This is a genomic window from Polynucleobacter sp. AP-Kolm-20A-A1, assembly GCF_018688315.1.
GTDB lineage: Bacteria > Pseudomonadota > Gammaproteobacteria > Burkholderiales > Burkholderiaceae > Polynucleobacter.
In genome coordinates this window covers 1,748,131-1,767,852 of the sequence record NZ_CP061315.1, presented here as the reverse complement: position 1 = coordinate 1,767,852, position 19,722 = coordinate 1,748,131, and the positions used below count along the sequence as shown (strand labels likewise).

Genomic DNA, 19,722 nt, shown 5'->3' with positions numbered 1-19,722 from the left:
TTTTAGCGTAACTTGTTAATATAGCTCTTTCCCATGAATCCTTCTGAACTCCGATCTACTCTGGCCTTAGCAGGCATCTTTGGCCTACGCATGCTGGGCCTGTTCTTGCTATTGCCTATCTTTAGCATTCATGCGCGGGGCTTGCCGGGTGGGGAGCACGCTCTTTGGGTGGGTTTGACCCTTGGCATCTTCAATATCGTCCAAGCCTGTTTTTATATCCCTTTAGGTCGTTTATCTGACCGAATTGGCCGTAAACCGGTCGTTTTGTGGGGGCTATCCTTATTTGTTGCTGGCGCCCTGATCTGCGCTGCCAAGGATGATTTGCTATGGATTGCCATTGGCCGGGGAATTATGGGTGCTGGAGCGGTATCAGCCGCCATTTCTGCCTGGGTGGCAGATTTAACTCGCGAACAAGTGCGTACCCGGGCGATGGCTTTGGTTGGCGGCAGCATTGCCCTCTCATTTGCCTTATCTCTAGTGATCGCCGCCCCCATTTATCGCGTGATCAGTCTTAGTGGAATTTTCGTTGTCTTGGCAGCATTGGGTGTTATTGCCATGTTCGTGACATATTACCTTTTACCAACAACCAAGCCTGAAGCAAAAGTTCAACAAGCTTCGTTAAAAGAAGTTTTCTTTAGGCCTGAATTAATGCGCCTAAATCTAGGTGTATTTGTATTGCATGCAACCCAGGTTGCGATGTTCTTGGTAGTTCCACGTTTATTGGTGCAGGCAGGGTTGCCACTTTCTTCGCATTGGGAAATCTATCTTCCTGTCGTGCTGCTTTCATTTGTCTTTATGGCACCTGCGATTATTTACGGCGAGAAGAAGCAGAAATTAAGAACAGTATTGTTAGTTGCGATCGTTTTATTGCTAATTGCTGAATCGTTATTTACACAAGCCTCATCTGTGATGGCTATTGCGACAGCGTTACTGATTTATTTTGTAGGCTTTAATTTACTTGAAGCATTACAACCCTCCTTGGTGTCGCGTTTTGCAAAAGAATCTAAAGGCACCGCACTGGGTGTTTACAACACAACTCAATCAATAGGACTCTTTTCTGGGGCTGTAATTGGGGGTTATTTAATGGATAGCCATGGTGATTTATCGGTCTTTGCGATGGGTGCAGCACTCTTAGTTTGCTGGCTTATAATTGCTTGGTCGATGGGTGAAATGCCAACGCGAGCAACAGAATCAAAGGATGTAGCCACAAAGACATAACCGCAGCTTCATGAATTTAATTTCAGCGAGCAGTTTATTTTTAGTAGTAATAACAGCAGTATTTTTCTTCGGGAGACAACATGGCTTCGGTAAATAAGGTCATCATCGTAGGTAATGTAGGACGTGATCCAGAAACGCGTTATATGCCAAGCGGCGACGCCGTTACAAACATTTCAGTAGCAACATCTGATCGCTACAAAGACAAGCAAACTGGTGAAATGAAAGAAACCACAGAATGGCATCGCGTTGCATTCTTTGGCAAGCTCGCAGAAATCGCTGGTCAGTACCTCAAAAAAGGTTCACAGGTTTATGTTGAAGGTCGCTTGCGTACACGCAAATGGACTGACGCAAGTGGCCAAGAAAAGTATTCCACTGAGATCGTTGCAGAGACAATGCAAATGCTTGGTGGTAAGCCAGTAGGCGGAAGTGGTGATGGTGGCGAAAGCTATAGCCGCTCAAAGCCGGCTGAGCAGTCCGCTCCAGCAGCCTCAAATGCTGCGTCATTGGGCGCAATGGACGACGATATTCCGTTTTAAGTACTAACCAATAATTCATCGGCCATAAGCTGGTGGGTTACATAGCAAAAACCCCTTCCAGATTTCCTGTAAGGGGTTTTTCTTTGCCTATTCTCTGGAAGAGTTTATTGCCGTGCGTGCCGAATGTTTTCTGGCCAAGGCGAGTTGTAGTCAGTGCGAAATGGGTTGATATCTAAGCCACCGCGTCTTGTGTAACGGGCATACACAGAAAGTTTTTCTGGCTTGCACTGGCGCTTGATATCCGTGAAGATAGTTTCAACACAATGCTCATGGAATTCACCTAATTGTCTGAAGCCAATGAGGTAACGCAACAAGCCTTCTTCAAGAATAGGCCGGCCTTGGTAGCGAATTTGCACACTAGCCCAATCTGGCTGGCCAGTTACAGGGCAATTAGATTTCAGAAGGTGTGAGACTAAGCATTGCTCAATCGGGCCAAAGGATTCGTTCACGCCCAACAGGCTTGGGTCTGCAGCCAGACTGGGATCTACTTCAATATCCAATCTATCCATCAAAATCCCGCTCATCTCCTGCATCCCTTTTTTGGAGATTGATTCCGTTGGGTTAATACGAGTAGTTATCTTGCTACCAGCAACTGCCGATAAGTTACTAATGAGTTTCTCTTTAACTTCGTTCTCATCCTCAAAGCGCGCGCTATTGAGGCTGTTGAGGTAGAGCTTGAATGATTTTGACTCAATCATGTTTGGTGAGTCAGCAGGAATTTGAAACTCCGCCAATGCAATCTGCGGCTTTCCTTTTTTATTGAGCCAACTCAGCTCAAAGGCATTCCAAATATCAACACCAACAAAGGGCAGTGCTTGACCTTCTATCAGCCCCAACTTCTTTCTGTTCTCTGTTCTTGGAATGGGAAACAACAAGTTCGGATCGTATTGATCTGGGTATTGTGTTGATTGACCGAGCGGTAACGTTGCCATAAATAACTTTGTTTATTTTTCTATTACTTGGCTTTAGGTTTGTTGGATACACCTGATACAACATGGCCGGTGGGTGCAACTGATGCAGCCGATTGGCAGTGACCAGTTTGATCATCAAAGAAAAAGTCGGGCTCGAATTCTCGCAAGAACTCACTCTTGGAGAGGCCACCCAAGAACATGGCTTCATCTACATCAATACCCCATGCCATCAAGGTTCGAATGGCACGTTCGTGTGCAGGTGCTGAGCGTGCAGTTACCAGCGCAGTACGAATACGCATACCGTTTTCGCTAGTGGAGCGCTGCAGCCTATGAAGAGCCTCAAGCAAAGGCTTAAAGGGGCCTGGAGGCAGTGGAATGTCGACCTTTTTGCTTTCGTGATCTACAAACGCTTCTAAACCCTTTTTCTGGAAAACTTGTTCAGCTTCATCGGAGAACAGTACTGCGTCTCCGTCAAATGCAATGCGGATTTCATTGGGATGAGATTCAGCGGTTTTGCTGGACTCTGGGTAAACACGTGCTGCTGGAAAGCCGGCATCAATAGTCGCCCTCACATCATCTTCATTCGCAGATAAGAAGAGGTTGGCATGTAGCGATCGCAGGTAATGGTAGGGCGGACGGCCTCTAGTAAATACGCCACGCTCAAGATGTAAGCCGTGGTGCTCAGCAGAGCGAAAGACTCGCAAGCCGCTTACGGGGTCATTACGGGAGAGGATCACCACTTCAACTCGTTGTTCACCCTCATCATTAAACGCCAATAGTTTTTTTACTAGAGGAAATGCAACCCCTTTTTGAGCTGCCTCACTAAGACGCTCAAGCTGCAACTTCATATATGCGCTGTCGTCGGCAGATTCGAAAATGCGATTTTCTTCTTCAAAATCAAACAGGGCGCGCGATGAGATCGCAACGACAAGTTTTCCGGTGAGCGTATATGACATCTTGTGGCTGAAGCCTATTTGAGGAACAGGCGATAAGCGGGATTATTACTTTCGTCCCAGTGCGGATAGCCCAGGCCAGCCAAGAAGCCTTGGAATTTCTTCTGCTCATTCTTCGGAACTTGCAGGCCAACCAAAATGCGACCGTAGTCTGCACCATGATTGCGGTAATGGAACAAGCTGATATTCCAGTTGGGCGCCATGCTGGTTAAGAACTTCATCAAAGCGCCTGGGCGTTCAGGGAATTCAAAGCGATATAGCAATTCATCTTTAGCAAGTGCAGAGTGTCCGCCAACCATATGACGTAAGTGCGACTTAGCCAGTTCATCATGCGTGAGATCAATCGTTGCAAACTTTGCTTTACGGAAATGTTTTGCGATGACTTCGCTATCGCCAGATTTTTGTGTGCTGATGCCAACAAAAATATGCGCTTCACTTTGATCGCCAATGCGGTAATTAAATTCAGTAACGTTACGTTTTCCAAGAAGTTCGCAAAAGCGTTTGAATGAGCCACGCTCTTCAGGAATGGTTACTGCGAATACTGCTTCACGGAACTCGCCAACATCTGCACGTTCGGCCACAAAGCGAAGGCGACTAAAGTTCATATTAGCCCCGCAAGCCACAGCCACCAAGGTTTTCTTCTTGATGCGCTTCTTCTCAACATACTTCTTCATGCCCGCTATGGCTAGCGCGCCAGCAGGCTCAAGGATGCTGCGAGTATCAGTAAAGACATCGTTAATTGCTGCGCAGATTTCATCGGTATCGACAGTGATAATTTCATCCACTACTTTTTTGCAAATACGGAATGTTTCTTTGCCAACCAATTTCACAGCAGTGCCATCCGAGAACAAACCCACGTCTTTCATCTCAATGCGCTTGTTTGCTTTGAGTGATTGATTCATTGCATCCGAATCTGAAGCTTGCACGCCGATTACTTTTGTTTTTGGGCTGACGGCTTTGATGTATTCACCAATGCCTGCAATCAAACCACCACCACCAATGGCTACAAATACAGCGTCGATGGGTTTTTCGTATTGAGTAAAGATTTCATGGGCGATTGTTCCTTGGCCCGCAATAACATCGGGATCATCAAATGGGTGAACAAAGGTCAAACCCCGTTTTTTGCCCAAAACTTCTGAGTGCTTAAAGGCATCACTGTAAGACTCGCCATGAAGGATGATTTCTACCCAAGATCCGCCTCTGGCCTTTACTGCATCAATTTTGACGCTTGGAGTAGTCACCGGCATCACGATGACAGCTTTGCACTTCATTTTGGCTGCGGAAAGGGCGACGCCTTGGGCATGATTGCCTGCAGAAGCGGCAATTACCCCCCGTTTTAGGGCTTCTGGGGGTAAATGGGCCATTTTGTTATAGGCGCCACGGAGTTTGAATGAGAAAACCGGCTGGTTGTCCTCTCTTTTGAGGAGTACCTGGTTGCCCAAACGTTTAGTCAGTTCAGGGGCGAGCTGGAGCTCGGTTTCTCTGGCTACGTCATAGACGCGAGCCGATAAAATTTTCTTTAAATAGTTCGTTGCCATCTAATGAGCGTACCACGGATGGCTTCTAAGCCCTTAGATTTGCAAGGGTTTATCTGTTTCGGGAGCAACTTTCCAGGAATCCTGCCAGTATCAGGTTTGCTCAATTAAAATGCTTATTTATCAAATATGTCGCTATGAACGCCCCATTAGCTTTGAACCAGTTGTTGGACGCTGAGGCAGGTTCCCCCCGTCTGCGTGAAATTCCCTACAACTACACCTCCTTTTCTGATCGAGAGATTGTTATTCGCTTGTTGGGCGAGGAGTCATGGCGCGTTCTTAATGACCTACGCGGCGTGCGTCGCACCGGCCGTTCTGCGCGAATGTTGTTCGAGATCCTAGGTGATATCTGGGTAGTTCAACGCAACCCCTTTTTGCAAGATGACTTATTAGATAGTTCTAAACGTCGTCAGCAACTGATCGATGCGCTATGGCATCGCTTAGGCGAAGTTAAGAAAAGAAATATTGGTGACTCAACCGAGCAAGTAGAGGTCTTGTTGAGTGCCGCTTATCGAGCAATCGAAAATTTTGAGAATGGCTTTAAAGAGGTTGAGCAAATTCGCAAGCGCGCTCGCAAAGAGTTGGGCCGACACACTGCTGCAGACAATATTTGTTTTGATGGTGTATCTCGTGCTGCACACGTTACTGATGCAACTGATTGGCGCGTTGAGTTTCCACTTGTAGTTTTAAAGCCTGATTACGAATCCGAAATCCCGGGCTTAGTCAAAGCTTGTGTTGAATTAGGCCTCACGATTATTCCTCGTGGAGGCGGCACAGGTTATACCGGTGGCGCTATTCCACTTTATGCAATGTCTGCAGTGATTAATACTGAGAAGTTGCAAGATATTGGTGGCGTGAAGTCTCAGAAGCTGCCTGGGCTTGATCGCGAAGTATCCACAATCTTTACCGGTGCAGGTGTTGTTACTCGTCGGGTATCTGATGCCGCTGAGCATGCCGGCCTAGTGTTTGCGGTAGATCCTACTTCTGCTGATGCAAGTTGCATTGGCGGCAATATTGCAATGAATGCTGGTGGTAAGAAAGCTGTTCTTTGGGGAACTGCTTTGGACAATCTCGCCAGCTGGCGCATGGTTGATCCTGAAGGCAATTGGTTAGACGTTGAGCGACTGAATCACAACATGGGCAAGATTCATGATGTGGCCACAGTACGTTTTCAATTAACTTGGTCTGATGGTAATAGTGAGCCAGGTGAACGCATTCTTAAAACAGAATTGCTAGAAGTAGAGGGTAAGCGTTTTCGTAAAGAAGGTTTAGGCAAAGACGTTACAGATAAATTTTTATCTGGTTTGCCTGGTGTTCAAAAAGAAGGTTGCGATGGTTTGATTACCAGCGCAACTTGGGTATTGCATCGCATGCCAAAATTCATGCGTACTGTTTGCTTAGAGTTTTTTGGCCAAGCGCGAGAAGCTATTCCAAGTATTGTGGAGATCAAAGCTTACTTAGATGGTTTAAGTAAGCAAGGCGGCCCAATTTTGGCTGGCTTAGAGCATTTAGACGATCGCTACTTAAGGGCGGTGGGTTACTCCACTAAATCTAAGCGCAATAGCTTGCCGAAGATGGTGCTGATTGGCGACATTGCTGGTGACGATGAAGAAGCAGTTGCTGCTGCAACTAGTGAAGTAGTGCGCATGGCAAATTTACGGGTTGGTGAAGGCTTTGTTGCCGTTAGTGCTGAAGCTCGTAAAAAGTTCTGGCTTGATCGCGCCCGTACAGCTGCAATTGCCCGTCATACCAATGCATTTAAGATCAATGAAGACGTTGTGATTCCCTTGCCACGTATGGGAGAGTACACCGATGGCATTGATCGCATCAATATTGAACTCTCTCTTAAAAATAAGCTGCAAGTACTTGATGGTCTAGAAGCTTTCTTGAAAAAGAGTGCTTTGCCGTTGGGTAAGAGTGACGAGGAATATGAGATTCCAACTGCAGAAATCTTGGGAGACCGAGTTCAGCAGGCTTTAGAGCTTATTGCGAAGGTGCGCGGGCGTTGGGCTGAGTGGCTCACTGAGATGGACTCTTATTTCCCGCGATTGCAGGATTACAGCTTGCGCGCCTCATGGAAAGAAGAAGTGCGTTCTGAGTTGCGCATCATCTTTGGCGGTCTTGCATTCGAACCCATCCTGGCTGAGCTTGAAGCAATCCATAAAAATACTTTGCGTAAGCGTGTATTTGTGGCTTTGCACATGCATGCTGGTGATGGCAACGTTCACACAAATATTCCTGTGAACTCTGATGACTATGAGATGTTGCAAGACGCTCATCGCGCAGTCGATCGTATTATGAAATTAGCTCGCTCACTAGATGGCGTCATTTCTGGAGAGCACGGTATTGGTATTACCAAACTAGAGTATTTAACTGAAGCTGAATTAAAAGACTTCCGTAGCTATAAGAACCGCGTTGATCCTGAAGGCCGCTTTAATAAAGGCAAGTTGATGCCGCATGCGGATCTCAGTATGGCCTACACGCCAAGCTTTGGTTTGATGGGCCATGAGTCCATCATCATGCAGCAAAGCGATATTGGAGCGATTGCCGATAGCGTTAAAGATTGTTTACGTTGCGGTAAATGTAAGCCTGTTTGCTCAACGCATGTGCCGCGCGCCAACTTGCTTTACAGCCCACGTGACAAGATTCTGGCCACTTCACTATTAATTGAAGCTTTCCTATATGAAGAGCAAACCCGACGCGGTGTTTCGATTCGTCACTGGGAAATGTTCGATGATGTCGCCGCACATTGCACAGTCTGTCATAAATGTTTAACACCATGCCCGGTCAAGATTGACTTTGGTGATGTGACTATGAATATGCGCAATCTTCTGCGCAAAATGGGTCAGCAGCGCTTTAATCCAGGAACGGCAGCATCGATGTTCTTCCTCAACGCGACTAGCCCAGAATCTATCCATCTTGCGCGCAAGACCATGATTGGCTGGGGTTATAAGTTGCAGCGCTTGGGCAATGATGTGCTGCGTAAGTTTGCAAAACAACAAACTGCCCATCCACCGGCAACAGTGGGTAAGCCAAGCGTGAAGGAACAGGTAATTTTCTTTGTGAACAAGAAGATGCCTGGTAATTTGCCGAAGAAAACAGCTCGTGCTTTGTTGGATATTGAAGATGCGAATTACGTGCCGATTATTCGTGATCCTAAGACAACTTCTGCAGATACTGAGGCTGTCTTTTATTTCCCGGGCTGTGGTTCTGAGCGTTTGTTCTCGCAAGTTGGCTTAGCTACACAAGCTATGTTGTGGAATGTTGGCGTGCAAACTGTTCTTCCTCCAGGTTACCTGTGCTGCGGCTATCCACAGCGCGGAAATGGTGACTTTGATAAAGCCGAGAAGATGATTACGGATAACCGTGTGTTATTCCATCGCGTTGCCAATACGCTCAATTACCTAGATATCAAGACCGTAGTTGTTTCATGCGGCACTTGTTACGACCAATTGGCTGGCTATCAGTTTGAGCAGATTTTCCCAGGTTGTCGCATTATTGATATTCATGAGTTCTTGGCCGAGAAGGGCGTGAAGCTCTCTGGCGTTACAGGCGTGAAATATATGTACCACGATCCTTGCCACTCTCCAATGAAGTTGCAAGATCCATTGAAGACGGTTAATGAGCTTATTCAATTAGAAGATGGCAAATCTATTCAGAAGAATGATCGTTGCTGTGGGGAGTCTGGAACTCTTGCCGTGACACGTCCTGATATTTCTACTCAAGTGCGCTTCCGTAAGCAGATTGAGATGGAGAAAGCAGCCAATGATTTGCGCAAAGGTGATTTCACTGGTGATGTCAAAGTCTTAACTAGCTGCCCATCCTGCTTGCAAGGTCTCACACGCTTTGATGCTGATAGCGATACAACAGCTGATTACATTGTGGTTGAAATGGCTCAGAAGCTACTTGGCAAAGACTGGATGCAAGACTATGTAGCCAAGGCAAACCAAGGTGGTATCGAGAGGGTTCTCGTTTAATGATTCCAAGTAATGTGGTTGTGCATCAGCAATCTAAAGTCTTAGAGCTCTCTTATGAGAATGGCAATACTTATCGCCTACCTTTTGAGTTGTTAAGAGTGCTGTCTCCTTCCGCTGAAGTACAAGGTCACGGACCTGGACAAGAAACATTGCAAACTGGTAAGCGCGATGTACTGATTGCTCATCTTGAGCCAGTGGGGCACTATGCGCTCAAGCCTAGCTTTTCAGATGGACATGACTCTGGGTTGTATACATGGGATTACTTATTGTTCTTGTGTGAGAACCAGGAGCAATTATGGAAAGAGCATTTAGATAAATTGGCTGCTGCAGGTCTTGATCGAGATGCGCCTATGGTGCAGGCTGGACATGCGCATGGCCATTCTTGTGGAAGTCACTAATGAGTAAAACGCACTTCGGCTATCAAAGTGTTGATGAGGCTGAGAAGGCCGGCAAAGTTGCTGAGGTCTTTCATTCGGTAGCCAGTAAATACGATGTGATGAACGACTTGATGTCTTTTGGGCTACATCGTCTTTGGAAAAAAATAACGATTGCCCGAGCAAATGTTCGTCCTGGCCAAAAAGTATTGGATATTGCTGGCGGTACTGGCGATCTAGCGGCTGCGTTTGCTAAAGCTGCGGACTGGGGCCGCAATCCAGATGCTCAAGTTTGGTTAAGTGATATCAATGCTTCTATGTTGGGAGTTGGCCGTGATCGTTTATTGGATCGTGGCATGGCTCTGCCTTGTGTTCAGTTTGATGCTGAGAAGATCCCTTTCCCAAATAATCATTTTGATGTGGTGACAGTGGCATTTGGTTTGCGCAATATGACTCATAAAGATGTTGCTTTGGGTGAAATGCGTCGCGTGATTAAGCCGGGTGGCCGAGTTTTGGTTTTGGAGTTTTCCAAGCCAGATGCTTTTTTGCAGCCGGTATATGACACCTATTCTTTTAAGGTTTTGCCATGGTTGGGCGAGAAGATTGCTCAAGATTCAGAGAGCTATCGCTACTTGGCAGAATCCATTCGCATGCATCCTGACGCGCAAACCCTCAAAGAAATGATGTTGGGAGTGGGTTTTGATGAAGTGGAAACCCACAGAATGACTGGGGGTATCGTCGCCTTACATATTGGTATTAAATATTGATAGTTGTATAGTTTTTAAAGTCTTAAAAACTAAAGAAGTTGAGTAGTTATAAGAAGGGGTAAAGATTAATGAATAAACATTTTTTTAAAGCTACGCTTTTAAGTCTGACTTTGGTATTTGCAACGGTTGGCCATGTTGAGGCTGCGCGTTTAGGTGGCGGCAAAAGTATCGGACGTGCACCTAGTGCTCCAATCCAAAAACAAGCCGCGCCAGTTCAAAAGCCTGCACAACAAGCTCAACCTGCAGCTCCAGCCTCAGCTCCTCAGGCTCCTGCGCCAAGTCGCTTTGGTGGCATGGGTGGCATCTTGGGCGGCTTAGCAGCTGGTTTAGGTATCGGCTACCTTTTGTCCCATTTTGGTTTGGGTGAGGCAGCTTCTTCTTTGATCACTGGTTTGCTCATTGCGATGTTGGCTGGTTTTGCAATCATGTTTGTGATTCGCAAAATGTTGCCTGCAATGTCTGGCGCTGGTCAGAATTCGAACATCCCATCACAGGGTATGCAGCGTAGTAATACAGAGATCCAAAGACAGGAGCCGGCATTTACTCCTGCAGCCAATGCATTTGGTGGTGTTGGCGCTACTCCAGAACCATTCCAGTCCACCTTGCCGCCTGGATTTGATCAGCAAGCTTTTTTAGAAAATGCAAAGCAGTATTTTGTAACTTTGCAAAAAGCTTGGGACCAAGGTGATCTTGCATCTTTACGTGAATTTACAACGCCTGAGATGTTTGCAACGATTCAACAGGATTTGGCGGGCCGAACTGATGGCAGCAATCAAACCGATGTTGTCACTATCAATGCCCAGCTTTTAGGAATTGAGACCGCAGATGCTCACTATTACTGTAGCGTTCAGTTCAGCGGGATGATTCGAGAGCAACAAGGCGCTCCTGCGAGTGATTTCTCTGAAATCTGGAATTTAAGTAAGCCGGTAGATGGGCCTGGCGGCTGGGTACTGGCGGGTATCTCCCAGTTGGTTTAAGCTTTAGGTACTTGCCGTCGGAAAACCCGCACTAGTGCGGGTTTTTTACACTCATGAATACACATTTTTCGACTACCCACACCATTGCTTCTGGCGCTGCTTGCCGGGGGATTAACCATGTTTTGGGGAGTGAGCCCTGGGCATCTGCTGAATTGGCTCGCCATGCGGGTAAAACTATTTTGTTGCAACTGCCCCTAGGCAACCTTTGTTTTGAGATAAAGCCTGACGGTTTGTTGGCTAGCTTGAAAGAGATCGACTCCCCTTCACTTACTTTAGAAGTCTCTGCTGCAGCATTAAGTGAGTTGGCTGGCAGCTCTGGTTCCTTGAGAGAACAGGCTTTTAAGGCCGTGAAAATTACTGGTGATGCGGACCTTGCTCAGTTATTGGGTCGTTTGGCTGGCCAGCTGCGCTGGGAGTATGAGGAAGATTTGGCTCGTTTTGTAGGTGATGCGCCTGCAAATTTTGCTGTGAGGCAAGGTAAAAAGTTCGTATCTGCTACTCGTTCTGCTGCCACTGATTTACTGGACAATGTAGTTGAGTATGTCAGTGAAGAAAAGAAAGTACTTTTAAATAAACGAGATTTTATGGTGCGTAAATCTGAATTAAGTGAGTTGCGCGAATCTGTCGATCGCATCGAAAAACGTATTCAATTCTTAGAGCAAAAGGCTAAATAAATCGTGCGTCGAATTGCTCGTCTCTTTTTCATTTTCTTTACCGCTTGGCGCTATGGCCTGTTACCGCTTTTACGCGATCTTTTAAAGCCTGGAATTCGTCGCGGTTTCTTAACGGTTCTTTGCTGGGTTTCTCCAGGCAGTCACTTGCCTAGGGGCGAGCGCATTCGTCTAACACTAGAAGCTCTCGGTCCTATTTTTGTGAAGTTTGGACAGGTTCTTTCTACGCGCCGTGATTTATTGCCTGAAGATATTGCAAATGAATTGGCTAAGTTGCAAGACCAAGTTCCACCATTCTCGAATGAAGAATCTCGTCGCTTGATAGAGCAGGATCTAGGACAGTCGATTGAAGAAGTTTTTATTAGTTTCGATGCAACGCCAGTAGCTAGTGCTTCGGTAGCGCAGGTGCACTTCGGAGTCTTGCGTGGCACAGCCAAACACCCTGAGTGGGAAGGGCGCGCAGTCGCTATTAAGGTTTTGCGCCCTGGCATTCTGCCGGTGATTGAAGGCGATCTAGCCTTAATGTATGACTTGGCTAAAGTTATTGAAAAAAGTTCCGAGGATGGCCGCCGCTTGAAGCCGCGTGAGAACGTTTCTGAGTTTGATACTTATTTGCATGATGAGTTAGATCTCATGCGAGAAGCAGCAAATGCAAGTCAGCTTCGCAGGCAGTTTGCAGACTCGAAGCAGTTAATGATTCCAGAGATGTATTGGGATTTATGCCATACCAATGTGATCGTCATGGAGAGAATGTATGGCATCTCCATTGGTAAAACCGCAGCCCTGCGAGAGGCTGGTGTTGACTTTAAAAAGTTAGCTGCAGATGGTGTGGAAATATTCTTTACGCAAGTCTTTGAGTATGGATTTTTTCATGCAGACATGCATCCTGGAAACATCATGATTAGCTTGGAGCCAGAAACATTTGGCCGCTTCATCTCGCTTGATTTTGGAATTGTGGGTGCTTTGAGTGAGTCAGATAAAAATTATTTGGCGCTTAATTTCTTGGCATTCTTTAATCGCGATTACCGTCGTGTTGCTGAATTACATATCGAGTCCGGTTGGGTTCCTGCCAATACACGGGTTGAGGAATTAGAGGGTGCAGTACGTTCTGTTTGTGAGCCATATTTTGATCGCCCGCTAAAAGAAATTTCCTTGGGTATTGTCTTGATGCGTTTGTTCCAAACATCGCGTCGTTTTAAGGTGGAAATTCAACCTCAACTGACTTTGTTGCAAAAAACCCTCCTCAATGTGGAGGGTTTAGCTCGCCAGCTCGATCCCGATCTAGATCTTTGGAAAACGGCAAAGCCAATTCTGGAGAAATGGGTGAGCAAGCAGTTGGGTTGGCGCGGTTTACTGGATGGCCTGAAGGAAGAGGCTCCAACTTGGGCCAAAATCCTCCCAACCTTACCCCGCTTAATTGCAGATAGTCTGGCCCAGAGTCGGGTTCAAACAAAAGACCAAAATGGCGAATTAGAGGTCTTAAAAGCCCTTTTGCTCCAGGAAAGACGTACACATCGCCTTTTAGTGGGTGCTTTACTCTTTGCAGGCGGGTTTTTGGCTGGAATTTTGATCATCGGCCTAGGCATTTATTAGTCTCTCGCTGGTTGGCCGCTAACCCGCTAAAATAGCGGGTTAGGCAGAAGACATGAAAAAATACTTTATCGCAGGCATCCTCGTTTGGGCACCATTGTCGATCACCGTTTGGGTGATTGCTTGGGGCTTGGGTTTGCTCGATGGTGTATTCGGATCCGTGATGCACGCCATCATCGTGGTTCTTCCCCATGATGCTGCAGTTGATGTTCAGAATTTCCGTGATCTACCTGGTGTTGGCATATTGATTGTGATTGCGGTCATCATGCTCACAGGTCTAGTGGCAATTAGCTTTGCGGGTCAATGGTGGGTGCGGATGTGGAATAAGCAGATTAATCGCATTCCAGTTGTGCGCTCTATTTACTCTAGCGTTCAGCAAGTCTCATCCACTTTGTTTTCTGGAAGCGGCCAAGCTTTTAGTAAGGCATTATTGATTCGCTATCCTCATGCTGATTCATGGGTGATCGCATTTCAAACGGGCACTCCTGCAAAAGAAGTAACAGCAAAATTAGGTGAAGATTACGTTAACGTATTCTTGCCAACAACTCCAAACCCCACCTCTGGTTTTTTCATGATCGTGCCACGTGCACAAACGATTGAATTGGAGATGAGTGTGGAAGAGGCTCTGAAGCACATTGTTTCAATGGGCTCTGTTCCACCCAATAGTTCTAGTGGTTTAACTACATCCCAGTTGCCACACCATTTTTGATTTATAGGAAATTGTTATGTCGATGCGAAGCCATACCTGCGGTCAGGTAACCGATTCACTCATTGGTCAAGAAGTCACCCTCTCCGGATGGGTTAATCGCCGCCGCGATCACGGAGGCGTTATCTTTATTGACTTGCGTGACCGCGAAGGTTTTGTGCAGGTTGTTTGCGATCCAGATCGTCCTGAGATGTTTGCTCTTGCTGAGCAAGTGCGTAGCGAGTTCTGTATTCAGATCAAAGGTCTCGTACGTGCCCGTCCTGCCGGTACTGAAAACACCGATTTGGTCAGTGGAAAAGTTGAGATTCTTTGCCATAGCTTGGTGATTTTGAATGCCTCAGTAACTCCACCATTCCAAATTGATGATGAGAATTTATCTGAGACAACTCGCTTGACTCATCGCGTACTGGATTTGCGTCGTCCACAAATGCAAAAGAATTTGCGCTTGCGTTACAACGTAGCGATGGAATGCCGTCGTTATTTAGATGATGCTGGTTTTATCGATATCGAGACACCAATGCTCACTAAGAGCACTCCAGAGGGTGCGCGTGACTATTTAGTTCCATCTCGCGTGCATGATGGTCAATTCTTTGCATTGCCACAATCTCCTCAATTATTTAAGCAGTTGTTGATGGTGGCCGGCTTTGATCGTTACTACCAAATTACAAAATGCTTCCGTGATGAAGATTTGCGTGCGGATCGTCAGCCAGAATTTACACAGATTGACTGTGAAACAGCTTTCTTGAGCGAATTAGAAATTCGTGATTTGTTTGAAAACATGATTCGTCATATTTTCAAGAAGACGATGAATGTAGAGTTGCCTAACCCATTCCCAACCATGCCTTATTCAGAAGGTATGGCGCGTTTTGGTTCTGACAAGCCAGATTTACGTGTGAATTTCGAATTCACGGAATTAACGGATTTGATGAAAGACGTTGATTTCAAGGTCTTCTCAGGCGCTGCTAATCAAGTTGGTGGTCGTGTAGTGGGATTGTGCGTTCCTGGCGGAGCTGAAATCAGCCGTAGCGAAATTGATGACTACACTCAGTTCGTCAGCATCTACGGTGCAAAGGGCTTGGCTTGGATCAAAGTGAACTCTGTTGCTGAAGGTCGCAATGGTTTGCAGTCACCAATCGTCAAGAATTTGCATGACGCTGCGATCGAAGGCATCTTAAAGCGCACTGGCGCAAAAGATGGCGATATTATTTTCTTCGGTGCCGACAAAGAAAAAGTGGTGAACGATGCCATTGGTAATTTACGTTTGCGCATTGGTCAATCCGCTTGGGGTAAAGAGCATGGTCTTTTTACGGAAGGTTGGAAGCCATTGTGGGTTGTTGACTTCCCAATGTTTGATTACGACGAAGGTGAAGCGCGCTGGGTTGCTTGCCACCATCCATTTACTAGCCCTAAAGATGAGCACATGCAGTACTTGGAAACCGATCCAGGCAAGTGCTTAGCCAAAGCTTATGACATGGTTCTGAACGGCAGTGAAATTGGTGGCGGTTCTGTACGTATTCACCAAGAAGCAGTTCAAAGCCAGGTATTCCGTGCATTGAAGATTGATGCAGAAGAAGCTCAAGCGAAGTTTGGTTTCTTGTTGGATGCACTCCAATATGGCGCGCCTCCTCATGGTGGCATCGCGTTTGGTCTGGATCGTATCGTCACCATGATGACTGGTGCAGAATCAATTCGTGATGTGATTGCTTTCCCTAAAACGCAACGTGCACAGTGCTTATTAACTCAGGCTCCTAGTCCAGTGGACGAGCGTCAGTTGCGTGAGTTGCATATCCGCTTACGTCAAGCTACGCCTGCCGCGTAATACAAATACAGCAGTACTCCTTTGAAAATCCCTATTTCGGTTTTAGTAGTTATCTATAAATCGAATAGGGATGTTTTATTAATAGAGCGTGCTGATCGCGCTGGTTTCTGGCAGTCAGTAACCGGCAGCCTTGATGCCCTGGACGAAGATCTTGCTCTGGCTGCTATCCGCGAGGTTTCTGAGGAAACCGGTATTGCGGTAGATTCCTTACCCAAAGATGCCTTGCAAAATATGCATCATCAAATTGAATATGAGATTTATCCTGAGTGGCGTTTTCGGTATGCCCCTGGCGTAACTCGCAATATTGAACATTGGTTTGCGCTGCAAGTCCCCGAGGACACGGTGGTTAAGTTGGCGCCAAGAGAGCATGTAGCTTATGAATGGCTGCCCTATCAAGAAGCCGCTAGGAAATGTTTTTCTCGTAGCAACGGCGAAGCTATTTTGAAGCTGTTCTCAGCAAGTTAAACCAAATCCAATTTCTAATTAGGAATAAGATAGAGCGATGAGACATTCATCGGGACATCATCACGGTAACGCAGATTCAAAGACGCCTCAACGAGGTGACTGGCGCGTTATACGCGACCTACTGCCTTATCTTCTAGAGTATCGCTTTCGGGTAATCATCGCCTTGAGTTGCTTGGTGGCAGCTAAGGTTGCCAATCTTGGTATTCCCATTGTCATGAAAGAGTTAATAGACTCTTTAGATATCAAAGCTAGCTCCCCAACAGTCCTACTGGTTGTCCCTCTGGGGATTATTGTTGCCTATGGTCTCCTAAGAATTTCTGCTTCTCTATTTACGGAGTTGCGCGAGGCATTGTTTGCAAAGGTCACACAGAACGCCGTTCGCAAAGTTGCACTCCAGGTGTTTGAGCATTTACATTCTTTGGCGTTGAGCTTTCATCTAGCGCGTCAGACTGGCGGCGTTAGTCGCGACATTGAGCGCGGTACACGAGGTATTCAGTCGCTGATTTCTTATTCGCTGTATAGCATCTTGCCAACGCTCATAGAGTTTTGTTTGGTATTGGGCTACTTTGCATATTCATACGATATTTGGTTTGCTGCCATTACTCTAGCTGCCCTGGTTCTTTATATTGCCTTCACGATTGTGGTGACAGAATGGCGTACGCACTATCGTCGCACCATGAACGATATGGATTCAAAGGCTAATCAGAAGGCCATCGATTCTCTATTGAATTTTGAGACAGTGAAATATTTTGGTAACGAAGCCTTTGAAGCTAGTCGTTACGACGAAAATCTGCTGCGCTATCAGGCGGCGGCGGTGAAATCACAAAAGACCTTGGCCTTCCTTAATCTTGGGCAGCAGATCATTATTGCAGTTGGTCTGATGCTGATTTTGTGGCGTGCGACCGTAGGCGTAGTCAACGGCACAATGACCCTAGGTGACTTGGTGCTGGTTAACACCTTAATGATCCAGCTCTATATACCGCTCAATTTCTTGGGTGTCATTTATAGAGAAATCAAACAGTCGTTGACTGATATGGATCGTATGTTCTCTTTACTCAATACAGATAAAGAAATTGCAGATTCACTAAATGCAAAGCCATTGCAAGTTCAAAACCAAAGCGATGGCCCTGATGTTCGCTTTGAGCACGTATCTTTTCACTATGATGCCAAGCGTGAGATTTTGCGTGATGTGAGTTTTAATATTCCCGCAGGAACAATTACAGCAGTAGTAGGTCAAAGCGGTGCTGGTAAAAGTACTTTGGCCCGACTGTTATTTCGCTTTTATGATGTTCAGTCAGGAAAAATCCAAATTGATGGACAGAACATTCAGGATGTGACGCAGGCTAGCTTGCGTAAAGCTATTGGTATCGTTCCGCAAGACACTGTTCTATTCAATGACACGATTGGCTACAACATTGCCTATGGCAATCCCTCGGCAACAATTGAAGAAGTGCAAGAAGCGGCAAGGGCGGCTCAAATTGACGGCTTCATTAAACGCTTGCCGGATGGTTATGACACGCAAGTAGGTGAAAGAGGTTTAAAGCTCTCTGGCGGTGAAAAACAACGGGTGGCAATTGCTAGAACACTTCTTAAAAAGCCGGCTATGTTAATTTTTGATGAGGCCACTTCAGCCTTGGACTCGAAAACCGAGCGCGCTTTTCAGGAGGAGTTGCTTGGTTTGGCGAAGAACCGTACAACCCTGATCATTGCGCATCGACTTTCAACGATTGTTCATGCAGATCAAATTCTGGTGATGGATCATGGGCAAATTGTGGAGCGAGGAACCCATATGGAGTTACTTGCGCTTAAAGGCAAATATGCAGAGATGTGGCAAATGCAAGAGCGCGCCAGTCTTGATTAGAATAGCTTGATGACTCAAAATAGCTTTTCACCTTCCATGTCGGCAACTAAAGAGACAATCCTTAAAAATGCGTTTGCTGCTGCCGTGGCGGTTGCTGATCCACAAGTAATTGTTCCGCAATATTTAGCCAAGATATTTCCAAAAGGGCAGGAGCCGAAGGGTCGGTGCTTGGTGGTGGGTGCCGGCAAAGCCAGCGCATCTATGGCTAGCGCTCTAGAGTCTTATGCGCAAGCACATTGGCCGCAAACACAAATTAAGGGCGTTGTTCTTACGCGATATGGGCATAACTCACCTACCAAGCACATCAAAATCATTGAGGCTGGGCACCCAGTGCCTGATCAGGCGGGTATGGATGGTGCCAAAGAAATCTTAGCGCTCACAAATCAACTAGAGCAAGGCAATGTACTGATTGCCTTGGTATCTGGTGGTGGTTCAAGTTTATTGACCTTGCCACAAGAAGGTATCTCGATTGATGACATGCGCCAAACAACCGAAGCGCTATTGCGTAGTGGTGCTCCAATTGAAGAAATGAACGTAGTTCGCAAGCATCTATCCGCAATCTTAGGTGGTAACTTGGCCAGAGTTGCAATTGCTCGTGGTGCACGAGTAGAAGCGCTATTAATTTCTGATGTCACTGGCGATTCTCCTGCAGATATTGCCAGTGGTCCTTGCGCAGCTGACTACTCTACATATTTAGATGCGCTCAATATTTTGCAAAAATATGATTTAGATGGATCCGCTGTTCCTGCATCCGTGCGCAATCATCTCAAGCAAGGTTTAGCTGGTGAAAAACCAGAGACTCTGAAAGACGTTGATTTGGTGAATGCCAAAGTGACCAATCATGTCATTGCAACGGCATATAAAAGTCTAGAGGCTGCTGCTGCTTTTGTACGCACCCATGGATATGAGCCAATTATTTTGGGCGACACGATTACTGGTGAAGCACAAGAGGTTGGTGTCGAGCAGGCCACTTTAGTGCGTGACCATTTGAACAAAGCGATTGATAAGCCGCTAGCCTTGATCTCCGGCGGTGAATGTACTGTGACTATTCCGGCTGGTGTTAAAGGACGTGGCGGTCGTTGCAGTGAATATTTACTCTCCCTATTTGCAGCCAGTTCTGATTTACCCAATATTTCGGCTTTAGCGGCAGATACTGATGGTATTGATGGCAGCGAAAAGAATGCAGGGGCTTGGTTTGATGGTGATATTCGTAAATCCAGCCAGGCGGCAGGCCTTGCGCCAGAAAAATTCCTGTTAGCGCATGATTGTTATGGCTTCTTTGCGGAATTTGGCGCTTTGGTGGAAACTGGCCCTACACTTACGAATGTGAATGATTTCCGCATCATCTTGCTTGATAAATAA

The 19,722-nt window shown here is 46.3% G+C and carries 16 protein-coding genes; 13 read left to right on the top strand and 3 right to left on the bottom strand.

Features of this window, described 5'->3' with window-relative positions:
* The first annotated feature begins 33 nt into the window (after positions 1 to 33).
* Both C2745_RS08790 and ssb read left to right on the top strand, forming a co-directional pair.
* On the top strand, positions 34 to 1,218 hold the full coding sequence (locus tag C2745_RS08790; RefSeq protein WP_215384223.1) for an MFS transporter: 1,185 nt from the start codon (positions 34 to 36) through the stop codon (positions 1,216 to 1,218).
* 80 nt (positions 1,219 to 1,298) lie between these two features.
* On the top strand, positions 1,299 to 1,754 hold the full coding sequence (gene ssb, locus C2745_RS08785; RefSeq protein ID WP_068319607.1) for a single-stranded DNA-binding protein: 456 nt from the start codon (positions 1,299 to 1,301) through the stop codon (positions 1,752 to 1,754).
* Between the two features lie 104 nt (positions 1,755 to 1,858).
* Here the strand turns inward: ssb and queF are convergent, their stop codons facing one another.
* The 3 genes from queF to ilvA are packed head-to-tail and all read right to left on the bottom strand — an operon-like array spanning position 1,859 to position 5,156.
* On the bottom strand, positions 1,859 to 2,686 hold the full coding sequence (queF, locus tag C2745_RS08780; protein ID WP_215384222.1) for an NADPH-dependent 7-cyano-7-deazaguanine reductase QueF: 828 nt from the start codon (positions 2,684 to 2,686) through the stop codon (positions 1,859 to 1,861).
* Between the two features lie 23 nt (positions 2,687 to 2,709).
* Positions 2,710 to 3,621, bottom strand: a complete 912-nt coding sequence (locus tag C2745_RS08775; protein WP_215384221.1) for a 5'-nucleotidase — start codon at positions 3,619 to 3,621, stop codon at positions 2,710 to 2,712.
* Positions 3,622 to 3,635: 14 nt separating this feature from the next.
* Complete coding sequence (ilvA, locus tag C2745_RS08770) at positions 3,636 to 5,156, bottom strand: threonine ammonia-lyase, biosynthetic (RefSeq protein WP_215384220.1); 1,521 nt, start codon at positions 5,154 to 5,156, stop codon at positions 3,636 to 3,638.
* Between the two features lie 134 nt (positions 5,157 to 5,290).
* On the opposite strand from ilvA, the gene C2745_RS08765 reads away from it, so the two are divergent.
* The 11 genes from C2745_RS08765 to C2745_RS08715 all read left to right on the top strand — a co-directional run bounded on the left by C2745_RS08765 (position 5,291) and on the right by C2745_RS08715 (position 19,722).
* Entirely contained in the window at positions 5,291 to 9,130 is a 3,840-nt protein-coding gene (locus C2745_RS08765) for an FAD/FMN-binding oxidoreductase (protein ID WP_215384219.1), read from the top strand.
* Positions 9,130 to 9,528: a gamma-butyrobetaine hydroxylase-like domain-containing protein gene (locus C2745_RS08760; protein ID WP_215384218.1), complete on the top strand. Its 399-nt coding sequence runs from the start codon at positions 9,130 to 9,132 to the stop codon at positions 9,526 to 9,528. Before C2745_RS08765 ends, C2745_RS08760 begins: the two co-directional genes overlap by 1 nt.
* Positions 9,528 to 10,271: a bifunctional demethylmenaquinone methyltransferase/2-methoxy-6-polyprenyl-1,4-benzoquinol methylase UbiE gene (ubiE, locus tag C2745_RS08755; protein WP_215384217.1), complete on the top strand. Its 744-nt coding sequence runs from the start codon at positions 9,528 to 9,530 to the stop codon at positions 10,269 to 10,271. Before C2745_RS08760 ends, ubiE begins: the two co-directional genes overlap by 1 nt.
* Positions 10,272 to 10,339: 68 nt before the next feature.
* Positions 10,340 to 11,248, top strand: coding sequence for a Tim44 domain-containing protein (locus tag C2745_RS08750; RefSeq protein WP_215384216.1), 909 nt, complete (start codon positions 10,340 to 10,342; stop codon positions 11,246 to 11,248).
* Positions 11,249 to 11,301: 53 nt separating this feature from the next.
* On the top strand, positions 11,302 to 11,922 hold the full coding sequence (locus C2745_RS08745) for an SCP2 domain-containing protein (protein WP_215384215.1): 621 nt from the start codon (positions 11,302 to 11,304) through the stop codon (positions 11,920 to 11,922).
* Between the two features lie 3 nt (positions 11,923 to 11,925).
* On the top strand, positions 11,926 to 13,512 hold the full coding sequence (gene ubiB, locus C2745_RS08740; protein ID WP_215384214.1) for a ubiquinone biosynthesis regulatory protein kinase UbiB: 1,587 nt from the start codon (positions 11,926 to 11,928) through the stop codon (positions 13,510 to 13,512).
* A gap of 52 nt (positions 13,513 to 13,564) precedes the next feature.
* A complete protein-coding gene (locus tag C2745_RS08735; protein WP_215384213.1) occupies positions 13,565 to 14,218 on the top strand; it encodes a DUF502 domain-containing protein in 654 nt (217 codons plus the stop codon).
* Positions 14,219 to 14,234: 16 nt separating this feature from the next.
* Positions 14,235 to 16,034: an aspartate--tRNA ligase gene (aspS, locus tag C2745_RS08730; RefSeq protein WP_215384212.1), complete on the top strand. Its 1,800-nt coding sequence runs from the start codon at positions 14,235 to 14,237 to the stop codon at positions 16,032 to 16,034.
* 21 nt (positions 16,035 to 16,055) lie between these two features.
* Complete coding sequence (nudB, locus tag C2745_RS08725; RefSeq protein WP_215384211.1) at positions 16,056 to 16,499, top strand: dihydroneopterin triphosphate diphosphatase; 444 nt, start codon at positions 16,056 to 16,058, stop codon at positions 16,497 to 16,499.
* A 37-nt stretch (positions 16,500 to 16,536) separates the two neighbouring features.
* Positions 16,537 to 18,360, top strand: a complete 1,824-nt coding sequence (locus C2745_RS08720) for an ABC transporter ATP-binding protein/permease (protein WP_215384210.1) — start codon at positions 16,537 to 16,539, stop codon at positions 18,358 to 18,360.
* A gap of 9 nt (positions 18,361 to 18,369) precedes the next feature.
* Positions 18,370 to 19,722: a glycerate kinase gene (locus C2745_RS08715; protein ID WP_215384209.1), complete on the top strand. Its 1,353-nt coding sequence runs from the start codon at positions 18,370 to 18,372 to the stop codon at positions 19,720 to 19,722.